The organism is Actinomadura darangshiensis (assembly GCF_004349235.1).
Classification (GTDB): Bacteria; Actinomycetota; Actinomycetes; order Streptosporangiales; family Streptosporangiaceae; genus Spirillospora; species Spirillospora darangshiensis.
Genome location: NZ_SMKY01000033.1, coordinates 1 through 15,677, shown reverse-complemented (window position 1 = coordinate 15,677; position 15,677 = coordinate 1). Strand labels below are relative to the sequence as shown.

Annotated in this window: 14 protein-coding genes; 5 read left to right on the top strand and 9 right to left on the bottom strand. The window is 72.3% G+C overall.

Annotated features, from left to right (window positions below):
- Positions 1 to 157: 157 nt before the first annotated feature.
- The gene (locus E1293_RS10390; protein ID WP_132196360.1) at positions 158 to 1,171 is read right to left on the bottom strand and encodes a hypothetical protein; all 1,014 of its coding nucleotides are present in this window, start codon (positions 1,169 to 1,171) and stop codon (positions 158 to 160) included.
- A 105-nt stretch (positions 1,172 to 1,276) separates the two neighbouring features.
- Between E1293_RS10390 and E1293_RS10385 the strand changes: the two genes are divergently transcribed.
- Complete coding sequence (locus tag E1293_RS10385; protein WP_132196358.1) at positions 1,277 to 1,924, top strand: TetR/AcrR family transcriptional regulator; 648 nt, start codon at positions 1,277 to 1,279, stop codon at positions 1,922 to 1,924.
- Here E1293_RS10385 and E1293_RS10380 read toward each other — a convergent pair.
- Entirely contained in the window at positions 1,889 to 2,572 is a 684-nt protein-coding gene (locus E1293_RS10380; protein WP_132196356.1) for a TetR/AcrR family transcriptional regulator, read from the bottom strand. The two genes, E1293_RS10385 and E1293_RS10380, sit on opposite strands and share 36 nt — an antisense overlap.
- Positions 2,573 to 2,665: 93 nt before the next feature.
- Between E1293_RS10380 and E1293_RS10375 the strand changes: the two genes are divergently transcribed.
- A complete protein-coding gene (locus tag E1293_RS10375; RefSeq protein WP_132196354.1) occupies positions 2,666 to 3,523 on the top strand; it encodes an NAD(P)H-binding protein in 858 nt (285 codons plus the stop codon).
- Between the two features lie 25 nt (positions 3,524 to 3,548).
- Here E1293_RS10375 and E1293_RS10370 read toward each other — a convergent pair whose 3' ends face one another.
- Positions 3,549 to 5,504 carry a SpoIIE family protein phosphatase gene (locus E1293_RS10370; RefSeq protein WP_132196352.1) on the bottom strand — a complete coding sequence of 652 codons (1,956 nt, stop codon included), beginning with the start codon at positions 5,502 to 5,504 and terminating at the stop codon, positions 3,549 to 3,551.
- A gap of 239 nt (positions 5,505 to 5,743) precedes the next feature.
- On the opposite strand from E1293_RS10370, the gene E1293_RS10365 reads away from it, so the two are divergent.
- A complete protein-coding gene (locus tag E1293_RS10365) occupies positions 5,744 to 7,165 on the top strand; it encodes an MFS transporter (protein WP_132196350.1) in 1,422 nt (473 codons plus the stop codon).
- Here E1293_RS10365 and E1293_RS10360 read toward each other — a convergent pair.
- The 3 genes from E1293_RS10360 to E1293_RS10350 all read right to left on the bottom strand — a co-directional run bounded on the left by E1293_RS10360 (position 7,144) and on the right by E1293_RS10350 (position 10,388).
- The gene (locus E1293_RS10360; RefSeq protein WP_132196348.1) at positions 7,144 to 8,007 is read right to left on the bottom strand and encodes a tellurite resistance/C4-dicarboxylate transporter family protein; all 864 of its coding nucleotides are present in this window, start codon (positions 8,005 to 8,007) and stop codon (positions 7,144 to 7,146) included. The two genes, E1293_RS10365 and E1293_RS10360, sit on opposite strands and share 22 nt — an antisense overlap.
- A 145-nt stretch (positions 8,008 to 8,152) precedes the next feature.
- A complete protein-coding gene (locus E1293_RS10355) occupies positions 8,153 to 9,073 on the bottom strand; it encodes a J domain-containing protein (protein WP_132196346.1) in 921 nt (306 codons plus the stop codon).
- Between the two features lie 43 nt (positions 9,074 to 9,116).
- Positions 9,117 to 10,388, bottom strand: coding sequence for an acyltransferase family protein (locus E1293_RS10350; protein ID WP_132196344.1), 1,272 nt, complete (start codon positions 10,386 to 10,388; stop codon positions 9,117 to 9,119).
- Positions 10,389 to 10,458: 70 nt separating this feature from the next.
- Between E1293_RS10350 and E1293_RS10345 the strand changes: the two genes are divergently transcribed.
- Positions 10,459 to 11,079: a TetR/AcrR family transcriptional regulator gene (locus tag E1293_RS10345; RefSeq protein ID WP_165978162.1), complete on the top strand. Its 621-nt coding sequence runs from the start codon at positions 10,459 to 10,461 to the stop codon at positions 11,077 to 11,079.
- Positions 11,080 to 11,083: 4 nt separating this feature from the next.
- Here E1293_RS10345 and E1293_RS10340 read toward each other — a convergent pair whose 3' ends face one another.
- Positions 11,084 to 11,629, bottom strand: coding sequence for a NuoB/complex I 20 kDa subunit family protein (locus E1293_RS10340; RefSeq protein ID WP_132196340.1), 546 nt, complete (start codon positions 11,627 to 11,629; stop codon positions 11,084 to 11,086).
- Between the two features lie 117 nt (positions 11,630 to 11,746).
- Between E1293_RS10340 and E1293_RS10335 the strand changes: the two genes are divergently transcribed.
- On the top strand, positions 11,747 to 12,397 hold the full coding sequence (locus E1293_RS10335) for a nitroreductase family protein (RefSeq protein WP_132196338.1): 651 nt from the start codon (positions 11,747 to 11,749) through the stop codon (positions 12,395 to 12,397).
- A 76-nt stretch (positions 12,398 to 12,473) separates the two neighbouring features.
- On the opposite strand, the gene E1293_RS10330 is transcribed toward E1293_RS10335, so the two are convergent.
- Together E1293_RS10330 and E1293_RS10325 are read right to left on the bottom strand one after the other, a co-directional pair.
- Entirely contained in the window at positions 12,474 to 15,035 is a 2,562-nt protein-coding gene (locus E1293_RS10330; protein ID WP_132196336.1) for a glycosyl hydrolase family 18 protein, read from the bottom strand.
- Between the two features lie 9 nt (positions 15,036 to 15,044).
- Positions 15,045 to 15,677 (bottom strand): DUF305 domain-containing protein (locus tag E1293_RS10325; protein WP_207938771.1); only part of this gene is annotated, 633 nt, incomplete at its 5' end.

Here is a 15,677-nt window from a genome sequence, read left to right as displayed (position 1 = left end):
CCTGGTGGGTGCGCCCTGCAATAGCCTTGCCTCTGACCGGCTTCGGCCACAGATAGAGCAGCGGCTACGGGGGTATTCGGGCCCAGATCCATTTGCCGCCGGCCTGGTCGACGAGGCTGTGTGGTGGATGCCCGCACGTGTCGCCCGTCGCGAGGGCTCAGTGGGTTCGGTAGTGGTTGGCGACGGTGGTGAAGGCGGCTTTGGGCTCCCAGGGGTAGGGGGCTCCGGGGCGGTCTTCGTAGACCTTGACTATGCCGTAGCTGGCCAGGTCCAGGTCGTCGCGGGGGGTGCCGTGAGGGCGGTGCGGGTGGTCGTAGAGGGCGAAGATGAACACGAAGGCGCTGTCGACGCCTTCCGCTTCGAAGACGTCCAGTAGTTCGCTCAGGTAGGCGGCCTGGCCGGGCTCGTCGCGGTCGTAGTCGCCGTTGAGGCGGAGCGGCTCGCCGGTGTCCTCGTCGTATTCCACGATTTCCAGGCCGCGTGCCCCCACGTCCGGGGCGCCGCGCCAGGTGGCGGAGCCGAATTCGGTGATCGCGACCGGCTTCCCCTGGGCGACGAGCGCCCGGACGCCCTCCGTGAACCGGTCGGCGACCTCGGCCGACCGGTACAGGTCCATGGACACGATGTCGAAGAGCGTCCAGTCGACGCGGTCGAGCTGGATGGAGGCGTAGGTGACCCGGCCGCCGAACCGCTCCCTGACCAGCGGGACGGCCTTGCCGAGGAAGTCGTTCACCCTGGTGGCGGCCTCGCCGATCCGCTCCCGGTTCGGCTGGCTCAGCAGCGCTTCGACCCGCTCGCTGAGGCTGTCCCCGGGCAGGAAGCCCTTGTTCATCAGGCTCAGCTCGGCGCCGGTGACGAACACGACCTCGGCGCCCCGCTGCCGGAGGCGCTCCGCGCGCTCGGCGCAGTCGGCGAACAGCGACAGCATCTCCTCGGCGGTCAGTTCGAGCGGATACGGCGAGAACCAGACCTCCAGGCCCAGGTCGGCGGCCAGCGACGCGGCCAGTTCCAGCCGGTCGGGGTCCGCGCCGCTGATGCGGACCGTGTTGCAGTGCAGCTCGTCCCGGATGACGCGCAGCTCCCGCTCGGCCAGGTCCCGGTCGAACCGCTTCCGGGAGTTCGCGCCGTCCCGGACGAAACCGGTGTCGTAGGTGATGCCCTTGCCCCGCATGCCCTGCCTCCTAATTAAGGTACGTGACGTACCTTAGTTGCCGCTCGTCCTGCGTCAAGTCCAGTCTTGGAAGGCACGGTCGGTACCGGTTGAGGAAAGAGGGCCATGGCGGGCGATCCGACGAGGCGGCCGGAGGCCGGACGGCGGCGGCGCGGCGCCGCCCTGGAGGAGGCGATCCTCGGGGCCGCCGCCGGCGAGCTCACCGAGGCCGGATACGCCGGGCTGACCATGGACCGGGTCGCCAGACGCGCGGGCACGAACAAGAACGCGATCTACCGGCGCTGGCCGAACCGCCTCGAACTCGGCATCGCCGCCTACCGGCAGCTGACCACCACGGTCCAGCTACCCGACACCGGCAGCCTGCGCGGGGACGTCCTGGAGCAGCTGCGCCGCGCGAACCGGCACTGGAGCTCTCCGCTCGGCAGGATCCTGCGCGACCTCATGGCCGCGGCAGGCGGCGCCTCGGAGCTGCTGTCGCAGCTGCCGGACCAGTCCACCGACAGTGTCGCCGCCGCCTGGCTGACCATCCTGGGCCGTGCCGTGGCCCGCGGCGAAGCGCCGCCCGAAGCCCTCCATCCCCGGGTCGCCACCGTGGCCATGGTCCTGCTCCGCAACGAGTTCGTCATGCGCGGGGCGCCCACCGCCCCCGACGAGGTCCTCATCGAGATCGTGGACGAGGTCTACCTCCCCCTCATCCGCAACCGCGCCGTGCCGGGGTCAGGTGGCGGCGATGCGGGTCAGCCATTCGTCTAGCAGGGTCTGCTCGCCTTCGGTCAGCGCGGTGGTCTGGGGGAGGACGGCGCGAAGGGCGACGGCGGCGCCGACCGGGCCGGGGGAGGAGGCCGCCGGGGCGTCGGTCGTGATCGCGCTGATGACCGCCTCACGGGCCAGCGCGGACAGCTCAAGGTCGCGCCGGTCGGCGGGCATGGAGATCAGCGTGACGGTGGCGCCGGAGCCCGCGGCGTGGACGAGTTGGACGGCGCGTTCCTCGGGGACGCGCAGCCGGCCGGCTTCGGCGATCCGGCGGATCAGCCCGGCGAGGACCTCCATGCCCGCGACGGCCGCCGGCGGGACGGGCCCGGGGCGCGGCTCGTTCATGAGCAGGTACACCGCCGGGTTGGCCAGGCCGAAGCCGAGGTGCAGGTCCCAGCCGGTGCGCAGGTCCTCGATGGGGTCGCCCGTGGGTTCCGGGACGGTCTTGGCGGCCAGGTAGGCGGCGAAGCCGTCGGCCGCGGCGGCGTCGAGCAGTCCCTGCTTGTCGCCGAACAGCCGGTAGATGGTCGGGGCCTGGACCCCGGCCGCGGCGCCCACGGCGCGCGTCGACACGGCCTCCCGGCCGCCCTCGGCGAGCAGCTTCGCCGTGGCGGCGAGGATGCGCTCCCGCGGCCCGTCATCGTCCACGGTACTGACGATAACAGTTTCTCGTTAGCGATGGTTCGATAACGGTGCTAGCGTTGTCGTGTTAGCACTGGTTCGGCATGGCTGGAGGATGTTGTGATCATCGTTACCGGGGCGAACGGGCTGCTCGGACGCGCGGTCGTGGAGCGGCTGCTCGAACGGGTGCCCGCCGAGCGGGTCGGGCTCAGCGTCCGGGAGCCGGCGAAGGCGCACGAGTTCCAGGAGCGGGGCGTCCGCGTCCGGCAGGGGGACTTCGGCGATCCCGCGAGCCTGGCGCACGCCTTCGAGGGCGCCTCGCAGGTTCTGATCGTCTCCGTGGACGCCATCGGGGAGAAGGTGGTCGCCGCCCACCGCGCCGCGATCGAGGGGGCCAAGGCGGCAGGCGCCCGCCGCATCCTCTACACCGGCCACATGGGCGTGAACCCGTCCTCGCCGTTCCCGCCGATGTCCGACCATGCGGAGACCGAGGCCGCGCTGAGGGAGTCGGGCGTGGCGTTCACCGCGCTGCGCAACGGCTTCTACGCGTCCACGACGGTGAGGCTGCTCGGCGCCGCCCTGCAGACGGGCGAGCTGGCCGTGCCGGAGGACGGTCCCGTGTCCTGGACGGCCCACGCCGACCTGGCCGAGGCCGCCGCGGTCATCCTGGCCAAGGAGCCGTTCGACGGACCCACCCCCGCTCTCACCGCCGCCGAGGCGATCGACATGGCCGGCGTCGCGGCGCTCGCCTCCGAGCTGACCGGACGCACGATCCGCCGGACGGTCGTCTCGGACGCCGAGTACCGCGCCGGTCTCGTGGGCCACGGGGTGCCCGAGAGCGCGGCCCAGATGCTCGTCGGCATGTTCGCCGCCACCCGGCAAGGCGAGTTCTCCCACGTCGACCCGGCCATGGGCGACCTGATCGGCCGCCCGCCGACGCCGCTGCGCGACGTCCTGAAGGCGGCGATCGCGGGTTGAGCGGCCGCCGTCCTGCCGCAGCGGGCTAGCCGGGGTCGGTCGTCGTGTGGGGGAGGGCGACCAGGGCCATGACGTGCTGCGCGGGGCTGCCCGCCGGGGCGTAGAGGAGCAGCGGGGCACCGGTCCGGGCTTCGGCCTCGTACAGGACGGCCACGCCGGCGCTGGCCAGATGGGTGACGCCGGTCAGGTCGACGGTGAGCGGCCCGGTGCCGCCGCGGGTGCGCATCCGCAGCTCCTCGCGCAGCTGCTCGGAGGTGGTGGCGTCGACGGGGCCGTCCATCCGGATCCGCGGGGCGCGCTCCGACGGCTGGTCGAGGATCAGCAGCAGCTCCGGCAGGTCCTTCGCGGGGGCGGGCGGCGGCGTGACGTCCCCGGCGGTGAGCAGCCGCGCCGGGCGGGTCAGCCGGTGCCGGATGGTCGCCGTCGTCCCGGCCGACTCCGCGTCGACGCGCAGGTCGTCGGCGAAGTCACCGGCCATGGCCAGGCCGCGGCCCCGTTCGAGGTCCGGTTCCCGGCGGTGCTCGCGCCACCGCCCGTCGTCGGCGACCTCGATCTCGACCGAGCCGCGGCCGGTGGCCTCGGCGCGCACCCGCACGTGGCCGGGCGGCGAGCCGTAGGCGTGCTCGACGACGTTGGTGACGAGCTCGCCGACCGCGTGCCGCAGCAGGATCGCGTCCTCCGCGCGGGTCCCGAGGCCGTGCAGCCAGTCGTCCAGCGCCCGCCGGACGGACGGGATCACCGCCGGCCGGGCCCGCTCGTCCATCCGCAGCGGCGCCGGCAGGCCGGTCCGCTGCGCGGCCAGCAGCGTGATGTCGTCGGCGTGCCCGGTCTCCCGGACCAGCAGCTCGATCGTCTGCGTCGTCACCCGGTCCACGGCGGACAGCCACTCCTCGCGCAGCGCCCGGTCGGCGGCGACGTCCGCGGCGGCCCGCGCGAACTCCACGGTGCCGGCGCTGACGTCGACGCCGGGCCGCTCGATGATGCCGTCGCTGTACAGGACGAGATGGTCGCCGACGCCCAGCCGGTCGTGGGCGAGCGGGAACGCCGAGCCGGTGCCGAGCGGGCCGCCGCCCGACGACGGCAGGTAGCGCCCGTCGCCCCCGGACGCGATCAGCAGCGGCGGCGGATGCCCGGCCGTGCAGTACGTCACCGCTCCGCCGGCCGGGTCCACGGCCGCCACGCACACCGTCGCCGCGCGCGCGGCCGGCAGCCGGCCCGCGAGCCGGTCGGCGGCGGCGAGCGCCTCGGCGATGTCGCCGCTGTGGTCGAGGCGGTCCTCCAGGACGGCGCGGAGCTGCCCCATCGCCGCCGACGCCGCGACGCCGTGCCCGACCACGTCGCCGATGACCAGCGCCGTCCGGCCGTCCGGCAGCGGGACCGCGTCGAACCAGTCGCCGCCGGCGGTCTCGGCGTCGGCGGGCAGGTAGCTGCCCGCGATCTGCAGGCCCGGCAGGATCGGCAGGCCCGGCGGCAGCAGGTTGCGCTGCAGTATCTCGATGACGTCGCTGGCCTCCTCCAGGCGCCGCTCCGCCGTGTCCGCCCGCCGCTCCTCCGACTTGCGGTCGGCGACGCTGTCGGTCACGTTCTGGACGAAGGCCAGCAGCCGGGTCACCTCGCCGTCCGCGGACAGCTGCGGGATGACGGCGCAGTCGATGTAGAGGATGTCGCCGGGACCGGTCTCCGTCGGGATCTGGATCCGCCATTCGCGGATCGTCTCCGGCTCGCCCGAGGCGAACACGCGGTCGAGCACGCCGAACAGCCGCTGCCCCATGAGCTCGGGCATCAGCGCGCTGAGGGAGCGGCCGACGAACCCCTCGCGGCCGATCAGCGTCCGGTAGGCGCCGTTCGCCGCCACCACGCGGTAGTCGCCGGGGACCTCCACACCGGCGACCGGGGCCGGGAGCAGATCGAACAGCTCCCGGACGGTCCGGGCGTCGCCGATCAAGCGGTCCGCCGTGTCGTCGTCCCGCGGGTCGGGCATGAAACCTCCGGCGATGCTCTTGGGTGCGTGCTTTGTTTCCGAGTCGTCCGGATTCACACCTTCCGACGGGCCGGGACCCGCGCGCACGACGTGATCACCGGCTTCCTGGTAGACGCGGCACGGCGGACTCCGGTTCAGGACGAAATGGACGGGCCCGGAGGTCCTAGGCCCATCGGACGTGGCGGACCGGGACCGGCGCCCGACGCGCGCGAACCCCCTCGGCGATCAGCATGGACGGCATGAACACGACACAGGACCCCGCGTTGAAGCCCCTGAGGCCCCCTGCCAGGGCGACACCCGGCTGGGCGGCGCTGCTCGCCGCGTCCATCGGCCAGTTCCTCGTCGTCCTGGACATCTCCGTCGTCAACGTCGCCCTGCCCCACATCCGCGAGGGCCTCGGCCTCGGCGCCACCGGCCTGCAATGGGTCGTCAACGCCTACTCGCTGACGTTCGCCGGGTTCCTGCTGCTCGGCGGGCGCGCCGCCGACCTCTTCGGGCGCAAGCGGGTCTTCATCACCGGCCTCGGCCTGTTCACCCTCGCCAGCCTCGCCGGCGGGTTCGCGCAGGACGGCTCCATGCTGATCGCCGCTCGCGCCGCCCAGGGCCTCGGCGCCGCGATCCTCGCGCCCGTCACGCTGTCGCTGGTCACCGGCACGTTCCCGGAGGGGCCGGCGCGGACGAAGGCGATCGCCATGTGGACGGCCGTCGGCACCGCGGGCGGCGCCACCGGCGGCCTCGTCGGCGGGCTGCTGACCGACTACCTCAGCTGGCGCTGGGTGCTGCTGATCAACGTCCCGGTCGGCGCGGTCGTCGCGGTGATCGCCGCCCGCTGGCTCCGCGACGAGCGCGACACCGCGCGGCGCGCCCGCCTCGACCTGCCCGGCGCCGTCCTGGTGACCGCCGGCGTGGGGCTGCTCGCGTTCGGCATCGGCCGGACCGAGGACCACGGCTGGACGTCCCTGATCCCGATCACCGCCGGACTCGTCCTGATCGCCCTGTTCGTCGCCGTCGAGGCGCGCACCCGGGAACCGCTCGTCCAGCTGCGGCTGTTCAGGCTGCGCAGCGTCGCGGTCGGCAACCTCGCCACCCTCGTCGGGACGATGGCGGGCTTCGCGCTCTGGTACTTCCTGTCGCTCTACATGCAGAACGTCCTGCACTACAGCGCGGTCCGCACCGGCGTGTCGTTCCTGCCGCACACCGCGGGCATCATCATCGGCTCCCGCCTCGCCCCGCCGCTCATGGCCCGCATCGGCGCGCGCCTCCTCGCGGGCATCGGCGGGCTGATGGCCGCCGCGGGGTTCGCCTGGCAGAGCCTCGTCCTGGACGCCGACGGGACGTTCCTCACCGCCATCCTCGGACCGGGCGCGACCATGGCCCTCGGCTTCGGCCTCCTGATGACCCCGCTGGTGGAGGCGTCCACGAGCGGTGCGGACTCGTCTGAGGCGGGCGCCGTCGCGGGCGTCGTCAACACGTCCCGCACGATCGGCGGCGCGATCGGCCTCACCGTCCTCGGCACGGCCGCCGCCAGGGCCGGGTCCGACCTCGTGGACGGCTACTCGACCGCCTTCCTGATCGCCGCCCTCATCACCACCGCCGGCACGGCCATCGTCGCGTTCCTCCCGAAGCCCCGCCGGGCAGGTCACGCGGACGCGGCGGCATGACGCACGGCCCCGGCCGCGACGAGCGCCCACGCGATGACGGCGGGCCACAGCAGGACCTCGCCGAGCGTCCCCAGCCAGGGGACGCCGCAGGCGGTCCCCGCCGTCATCGCGCTGACCGCCGTCATGCCGAGCGGGAACACCGTCGACCAGCGGCGCCCGTCGTAGCCCCTCCGGGGCCGGAGCACCTCGCAGCCCACCAGGACCGCGTACCAGGCGAGCGCCACCGCGAGGACCGCCAGCGTCAGCCACACCAGGGGCGCCGGCGCGTCCATCGCGAGCGTCACCTTCGCGGACGCGAGCGCCGAGATGGACAGGCTGCCGCCCACCACCCACTGGTCGCCCGCCCCGCCGACCAGCTCACCGAAGTCGAACCGCGTCAGCACCAGCACGTACAGCAGGAGGCCGAGCGCGAGCATCGTGACGGCGGGCCATGCCAGCCACTTCGCAGGCAGCTCGACCGCCAGCGTCGCCGCGAGCACCGCCACCGCCTGCGTCGCGACCGTCACCAGGTACGCGGCGCCCGGCACGCGTCGGCTCAGCTGCCGCAGGACGCGGGGGAGCAGCACCGTCCACAGCACGGCGGTGAGGCCGAGCAGCACCGCGGCCGCCACCGGATGGGAGATCATCGCGACGCCGTCGCCGAGCACCCCGGTGCCCGCCACGGTCGTCAGCGCGGACGGCGTGGACGTCTCCTCCCGCCAGCGCGTCACACCGCCGCCGAACAGCGCGCAGAACGTCACCGCCAGGACCACCCACAGCGCCGCGGTGACCGCGAGCAGCACCCGAGCCGCCCACACGAACCCCGCGAGATGCAGCCCCACGGACACGACGCCGGTGGCCATCACCTCCGCACCCCACGGATTCCTCGCCCCTCGCGCGCCGCCCACGTCCCCCTTCTACCCCACCGCGCCCGTTAGCGGCCCGTCCGCGACCGCCAATGCCGAAGCGCGGCGCGGGTATCGGAATGGTCGTCGCCACGGACAACGGTCATTCGCTGCTCCGGGCGAAGTCGGGGACGAGGGCCAGGCGGAGGGTGACCACGCCGAGAAGGTCGTCGCGGACGGTGATGCGCGAGTTCTCGGTTGAGCCGGCCGGAATCGGGCCGGTCAGGGTTCGAGTGACGTCGACCCATCCGGAGAAGGAGCAGTTGAAACAGGCTCGCTCGTCGGTGCCGCGGCCGCTGCACGCGTCGCATTTCGTGGCCGACCCGCCCCAGCGCCAGTAGCCGCGCCCTTCGCAGTTGTGGCAGGGAAGCATGATGCGGCCGACGCCTTCGCAATGCGGGCACAGGTCCCGGTCGGGCACGGTGAAGTCGTGCGAGGCGGCCCCTTGCCGGGCGACGCGCCGCGAGACGTGGACGTCGATCTCGCCCGCGCGGCCGTTCGTCGTCATGCCGAGACCGCGGTCGTAGCCTGCGCGGCGGCGGGGGTCGCCGATCCGGCTGAAGGCCGACTTCACCCTTTCCGGGATCGGCTTTCCCTCGACGCGCACGATGTTCCGGTACGCCTCGGTGATCTGCGCCGCGGACGCGTCCTGCGCGACTCCGAGCACTTCGTAGCAGGTCTGACCGCGCTCTCGCGATGGCGGTGTTGCGGAACGCCAGCCTTTGCCGTCGCAGCGGAAGCAGGGATCGGGGAGCCGTCCCGTGCCGTGGCAGGTACGGCATTGGACGCGTCCACCAAACGCCGTCGTGTCCTCGCGAAGCGAGTCGTCGTACATTCGGCGGCGCTCGGGATGCCCGAGTATTTCGCCGGCCTTGTAGACGAGGTGGAAACGTTCGACCGCCGTCGGATCACCGGGGTTCGCGTCGGGGTGGGCCTCGCGCAGCCGTATCCGCCGGGCGGCTTTGATCTGCTCCTGTGACGCGTCCCGCAGCACACCGAGGACGGCGTAGTAGTCGCGGGTCACCCATTAACCGTAGGCGCCCGCGATCACACGCCGATCACAGCGGTCAAGAGGCTAGGGGCTGGGGTTCTAGGCGGTTGTCGATTCGTGGGGGGCGGGTGAAGCGGCGGCCCAGGCGTTGTGCGGGGGCCTCTATCCAGCGCTGCGACGCCCAGCTGACCGCGATCAGGACGAGGAAGAAGAATGCCAGGCCGACCGTGTCCTCGCGTCCGGAGAAGCCGAGGAACTGCGCGGCCACCATCAGCAGCAGCGGATGCAGCAGGTAGACCGAGAAGCTGATGGTGCCCAGGCCGGTCGCCCAGGCGGGGAACCGGCGGTGCCGCAGGTGCCACGCCGCCGCGAACGTCGCGGCGGCCGCGAGCACCGCGCCGCACCAGACCAGTTGCGCGTTCCGGCCGTAGGGGGCGGCGTTCCAGGTGCCGGCGGCGAGCGCGCCCGCCAGTACCAGGATGCCGGCCGCCAGGCCCGTGCGCCGGGTGATCTGGCCGTGCTCGGCGCGGTGGATCGCGGTGCCCAGGAACATGACCGCGAGCATGACGAGGCCCTCCCAGGCGCCGACGCGGCCGTTGACCGTCACCAGCACGGCGCCGAGCAGCCCGCCGAGCAGCCCGCCCGCGACCCGCGGCGCGGGCCGCCGGGACACGGCCGCGCCGATCGCCACGACGAGGGCGGCGGCCGTCACCGCGACCACCGGGCCCGTCCCCGCGGTGCGCGACAGCAGGGCCGCCGGCGCGTGCGCGCCGGTGAGCAGCCCGCCGGCCGCGAGCGCGACCGCGACCAGCGCGACCACGACGAGGACGACGGCGGCCGGTGCCGACCGGCGGTGCCCGCCGACCACGAACAGCGCGACGATCAGCAGGTAGAAGACCATCTCGTAGGACAGCGTCCACAGCACGTTCATCGCGTTCGGGACGTTCAGGACGTCCTGCAGCATCGTCATGTGCGCGATGACGGCCGTCGCGGGGGAGTACTTCTCCAGCCCCGCCCGCAGCCCGAGGACTCCGAGCAGGAACGGCAGGACGGCGAGGAGGCACGTCAGCGCCAGCAGCGGGTAGATGCGGAAGAACCGGCCGACCCAGAACCCGCGCACGCTGCCGCGGCGTTCCAGCGACGCGGGCACGATGTATCCGCTGACGAGGAAGAAGACGAGCACGCCGAAGAGGCCGGGATCGAACCAGTCGGCCATCTGCACGCGTAACCGGGGGAGGTACACGTAGCTCGCGTGATGCAGGGCCACCGCCAGGGCCGCCGCCCCTCGCAGCGCATCAAGCCACCCAAGCCGGGACGTTGAGGGTGAAACACCCGAAGCGGGAACCATCACGACAGACTAGATGCTCTACCCCCATCCGCACCGCCGAACGCGTCCGCCGGGCCGATATCCTCGGGGCGTGGGAACGAGGAAGGCCGCGCTGCCGCCGGAACGGCGCGACGAACTGCTCGACGTGGCGACGCGGGAATTCGCCGACAACGGATTCGACGGCGCCTCGCTGAACCGCATCATCCGGGCCTGCGGAATGAGCAAAAGCTCCTTTTACTACTACTACGAGTCGAAAGAGGCGCTGTTCGACGCGGCGGTCACCCGGATCGTCGACGGGCTGCGCGGCGACCTGAAGATCCCGGATCCGGGCGACCTCGCCGCCCCCGGTTTCTGGGACGAGGTGGAGCGGGTCGGGACCGACCTCATGCAGGTGGCCGGGCGCAATCCGCGGCTCATCGACTTCTGGCGGCTCTTCTACGCCACGGGCGCCCCGTCCGGCGAAGGCAGCCCGCTCGGCCGCGCGCGGGCCGGGATCGACGACTGGCTCGGCCGGGCGCTGGCCGCCGGGCGGGCCGCCGGCGCCGTCCGCGACGACATGCCGCCGTCCCTGCAGGGCGAGCTGACCCTCGCCGCGCTGTGGACGATCGACGCGTGGGCCCTCCGGAACCTCTGGCGGACGGACGCCGACGAGGCCATGCGGATCAAATGCCTGCAGGTCGGCGTGATCCGCCGGATGGTCGGGACCGGCTGAACCGCTAGGCGCCGGCCCGGGACGGGCGGTGCCCCGGCAAGGCCCGCTCATCGAGTTCGGCGACCTGCGCCTTCCGGTGCGCGCCCAAGGTCTCGTTCTGGATCCGGTCGTGCAGCTTGAGGATCGCGTCGAGCAGCATCTCCGGCCGCGGCGGGCACCCGGGCAGGTAGACGTCCACGGGGACGATGTGGTCGACGCCCTGCACCACGGCGTAGTTGTTGAACATGCCGCCGGACGAGGCGCACACCCCCATGGCGATGACCCATTTCGGCCCGGTCATCTGGTCGTAGAGCCGGCGCAGCACCGGCGCCATCTTCTGGCTGACCCGGCCCGCCACGATCATCACGTCGGCCTGCCGCGGGGTCGCCGAGGCGCGTTCCATGCCCCAGCGGGAGAAGTCGTGCCGCGGATCCCCGGCGGCCATCAGCTCCATTCCGCAGCAGGCCAGCCCGAAGGTCATCGGCCACAGCGAACTCGACCGCGCCCAGTCCGCGAGCTTCTCCACCGTGCTCAGCAGGAAGCCGCTCGGAAGCTGTTCCTCAAGTCCCATGGAAGTGACGATAGCGGAGACTGGACCGCCTGGTCCACGAATGTTTGGACCGCCTGGTCCAAACATGTGGGCCGGGTCGCCCGCGAGCGCGTGGGCGCGCTGGGGGACGATGGACGCATGACGACGCTGCCGCTGAGCCCGGACGAGCTGCTGACCACGACGCGAACCGTCCGCAAACGCCTCGACCTGGACCGTCCCGTGCCCATGGACCTCGTCCGCGAATGCCTGGAGATCGCCGTCCAGGCGCCGAGCGGCAGCAACCGGCAGGGCTGGCAATGGATCGTGGTGACCGATCCGAAGACCCGCGCGGAGATCGGCGAGTACTATCGGCGCTCGTTCGCCGCCTACGCGCAGGCGGGCGGCGCCTCCGCCGGCTCCTACGAGGACGATCCCGGCCGCGCCGAGGTGCAGCGCCGCGTCGGGGAGAGCGCCTCCTACCTGGCCGAACACATGGGCGACGTGCCCGTCCTCGTGATCCCGTGCCTGCGCCTGCACGGCGGACGGCTCCCGGAGGGCAACCAGGCCGGCCTGTGGGGATCGCTCCTCCCGGCCGTCTGGAACTACGCCCTCGCGGCGCGCGCCCGCGGGCTCGGCACCGCGTGGACGTCCCTGCACCTCGCCTACGAGCGCGAAGTGGCGGAACTGCTCGGCCTGCCCGACGACGTCCGCCAGGGCGCGCTCATCCCCACCGCCTACTACACCGGCGAGACGTTCCGCCCCGGTGCCCGCGTCCCGCTGGACGAGATCCTGCACCTCGACCGCTGGTGACTTGCCGCCACCAGGGCATGGAGCGGGGCCGGCGCCGCGAGCGGGGGAACGACGCCGGCCCCGGGTTCGGACGGGCTCAGCTCAGGCCGTCATCCAGGGCCTTCGTCAGGACCCCCGGATCACCGGACATCTCCCAGATCATGGCTCCGAGCAGGTTCTTGCTCTTGAGCCATTCGGTCTTCTTCCGGATCGACCAGGCGTCGTCGAACGACCACCACTGGCCGTTGTCGCCGGTGTAGCAGGACGTCGCCACCGCCTGTTCGTCATGCGTGATCTTGCAGTTGGGGAGACTGGAGACAAGGTTGCCGTAACCGCGAGTCCCGGCCTCCTCCTGGAACTGCCCGGGTGCCGCTCCCTTCGCGGCCTGCCATTCGCCGCCCTTGCCGCCGTCGGCCACGTTCTGCCAGCCGCGCCCGTAGTAGGCGAGGCCGATCGTGAGCTTGCGCGGGTTGACCCCGGCGTCCAGATACGGCTGCACCGCGTTCTCGACGCTGAAGTGGAACGTGTACGGGTCGTCGGTGTCGGTGTAGAGGTTGCCCTGGTGGCCCGTCCGGTTGGGCTCCCAGGAGTTGTCGCTGCCCGCGCCGTGGAAGTCGTAGCCCTGGATGTTGAAGATGTCCATGGACTCGGCGACCTCCGCCAGTTCCCAGCCGGCATCGATCTTCGCCGGGTCGGCGGGGGTGAACGCGGAGAGCAGGTACCGCTCGCCGGTCGACTTGGTCAGCTCGTCGAGCTGGCGGCGGAACTCCGCGATCAGCAGCGTGTTGTTGTGCTTGTCGTCCGGGCTGACGTGGTTGCCGGGGTGCCCCTCGGCGCCCGGCCACTCCCAGTCGAGGTCGATGCCGTCGAAGATCCCGGCCGCCGTGCCCGGCCCGCCCGCGCCGTTGTAGTCCGGCAGGTTGCCCTTGATGTAGGTGTCGATGCAGGAGGCGGCGAACTTCTTGCGGGACGCGTCGGTCTTCGCGACGTCGGAGAAGTACTTCGAGTACGTCCAGCCGCCGATCGAGATCAGCACCTTCAGCTTCGGGTACTTCGCCTTCAGCTTCTTCAGCTGGTTGTAGTTGCCGCGCAGCTTCTCCCAGCCGGTGTCGGCCACGCCGTCCACCGACTGCGCGGCGCTGAACGGGCGCCCGTAGTCGGCCTCGGCGTCACCCGCGCCGTCGCCCTGGTCCGGGTCCTGCGGGTCGGACGTGGTGCCCTTGGTCACGCCTTGCAGGCACGTCAGGTTCTGCGGGTCGATGTTCGCGAACGCGTAGTTGATGTGGGTGAGGCGTGCGGCGTTCCCGGTCGTGTCGAGGTTCTTCACGAAGTACTGGCGGCCGTAGATGCCCCACTGGACGAAGTAGCCGACGCGGGCGTAACCGTCCCCGATCACGTCGTCGGTCTTCACTTTGATGGCGGTACTCGCCGCGGACACGTTGTCGTAGAGGTCGCGCGCCCGGACGGTGAACGAGTACTCGGTGGACGGCGACAGCCCAGCGACGGTCGCGGTCGTCCCGGTCACGGTCGTGGCGGCCTTCCCGTCCACCAGCACGTCGTAGTTCGCGACGCCGGTGTTGTCGGACGAGCCCGTCCACGCGAGCTTCACGCTGGCCGAGTCCTTGCCGGTGCTCTTCAACCCGGACGGCACGGACGGCGCCTGCGTGTCGTCCGCCGGGTCGTTCGTCTTCACGGTGACGGGCGCGCTGGCGGGGGACAGGTTCCCCTTCCGGTCGCGGGCCTTCACCGTGAACGTGTACTCGGTGTCCGGCGTGAGCCCGGTGACCGTCGCGCCGGTATCGGGGACGGTCGTCGCGAGCGCCGACCCCTTGTAGACCTCGTACGCGGTGATCGGCAGGCTGCCCGGTGCCGCCGCGTCCCACGCCAGCGACACGGTCCTGGTGGTCGTGACCGTCGGCTTCAGCCCGCCGGGGGCGCTCGGCGGCGCGTCCGGGGTCCCGTCGCAGTTGACGTCGTTGACGCGGCAGCCCGCCGGCTCCGCACCGGACCTGCTGACGGTGAACGTCGGGCTGTAGGGCTCGGTCGTCCGGCCCGCCCCGATCGTCGAGTTGTAGTACGCCGGGCTGAGTGTGACCGTACTGCCGCTCTGGCTGATCGAGCCGTTGGCGGCGTTGCCCGCCGTCACCCCGTCCGGGAGGGTGAACTCGATCGTCCAGTCGTCGATCGCGGCGGACGTGTGGTTCGCGACGATGAACTTCGCGCTCGTCCCGCTGACCGAGTACTCCGCGGTCACGCCTTCGAGCAGCGGCGGCGGCGCACCCGTCCCGTCGCAGGCCGCGCCGTTCAGCGTGCAGTTCGCCGGCTGGGCGGCGGCGCTCAGCGTGAACGCCGGGCTGTACGGCTCGGTGCTGCCGCCCGCCTTGATCGTGTCGATGGAGAACGCGGGGGTGAGCGTCACCGTCGTCCCGTTCTGCGACAGTGACGCGTTCTGCGGGCTGCCCGCCGTCACGCCGGCCGGCAGTTCGAACGTCAGCTTCCAGCCGCTCACGGCGGCCGTCCCGGGGTTGCTGACCACGTACTTTCCGGTCGTTCCGGACAGACTGAAGGAGGCCGTCAGCCGCTCCGCCGCCCGCGCGGGAGCGACCGCCAGCGCCGCGACGACGACGAAGCAGAGGACTAATCCGATCGTTCTTCGCATGCCGAACACCTACTTCTGTGGAAGGTTCTTCGGGGTCGGGGAGCCGAGGAGCGCCAGCATCCGTGCGATCTGCGCCGACCGGGACCGGTCGACGCGCCGTGCCAGCCGCTTCGTCCACGCGTCCTCGCCCTTGCCGGTCTCCAGCCGCGCCATCTGCACGGCGTCGTCCTGGTGGGCGATCAGCAGGTTGAGGAACTCGCGTTCGAAACGGTCGCCGGGGCTGCGTTCCAGTGCTTTCAGTTCCTTGTCGGTGGTCTGGGGCATGCCGCCGTGCGCCGCGTGCGCGTGCGCGTGCGGGTCGGCGGTCGGCGGCCGGTGCCAGCCGCGCAGGCGTCCCGCCATGTCCTTGATTTCGGCGACCTCGGTCGTCTCGATCGCGGCGGCGAGCGTCCTCACCTCCGGCCGGACGGGACGGTCCCGCGCCAGCCGGGCCAGCCGCACGCCCTGCCCCTGATGCGGCACCATCATCTGGAGGAACATGACGTCGGTGGCGTTGAAGCCGTCCCCGCCGCGGCCCCGCGCGGGAGCCGCCGCCGACGGCCCGCCGTCCCCGCACTGGACGGCCGGCAGGAGGACGCACGCCGCGATCAACACCCCCGACCCGACCGCCGCCAGACCGCGCCTCACGGGGCGGGCGGGGCG

What these genes read in the sequence shown, in the direction of transcription:
- E1293_RS10390 (WP_132196360.1), bottom strand. Translation starts at nt 1,171, where the DNA reads ATGCGGGGCAAGGGCATCACCTACGACACCGGTTTCGTCCGGGACGGC.
- E1293_RS10385 (WP_132196358.1), top strand. Translation starts at nt 1,277, where the DNA reads ATGGCGGGCGATCCGACGAGGCGGCCGGAGGCCGGACGGCGGCGGCGC.
- E1293_RS10370 (WP_132196352.1), bottom strand. Translation starts at nt 5,504, where the DNA reads ATGCCCGACCCGCGGGACGACGACACGGCGGACCGCTTGATCGGCGAC.
- E1293_RS10365 (WP_132196350.1), top strand. Translation starts at nt 5,744, where the DNA reads ATGAACACGACACAGGACCCCGCGTTGAAGCCCCTGAGGCCCCCTGCC.
- E1293_RS10360 (WP_132196348.1), bottom strand. Translation starts at nt 8,007, where the DNA reads ATGGCCACCGGCGTCGTGTCCGTGGGGCTGCATCTCGCGGGGTTCGTG.
- E1293_RS10350 (WP_132196344.1), bottom strand. Translation starts at nt 10,388, where the DNA reads ATGGTTCCCGCTTCGGGTGTTTCACCCTCAACGTCCCGGCTTGGGTGG.
- E1293_RS10340 (WP_132196340.1), bottom strand. Translation starts at nt 11,629, where the DNA reads ATGGGACTTGAGGAACAGCTTCCGAGCGGCTTCCTGCTGAGCACGGTG.
- E1293_RS10335 (WP_132196338.1), top strand. Translation starts at nt 11,747, where the DNA reads ATGACGACGCTGCCGCTGAGCCCGGACGAGCTGCTGACCACGACGCGA.
- E1293_RS10330 (WP_132196336.1), bottom strand. Translation starts at nt 15,035, where the DNA reads ATGCGAAGAACGATCGGATTAGTCCTCTGCTTCGTCGTCGTCGCGGCG.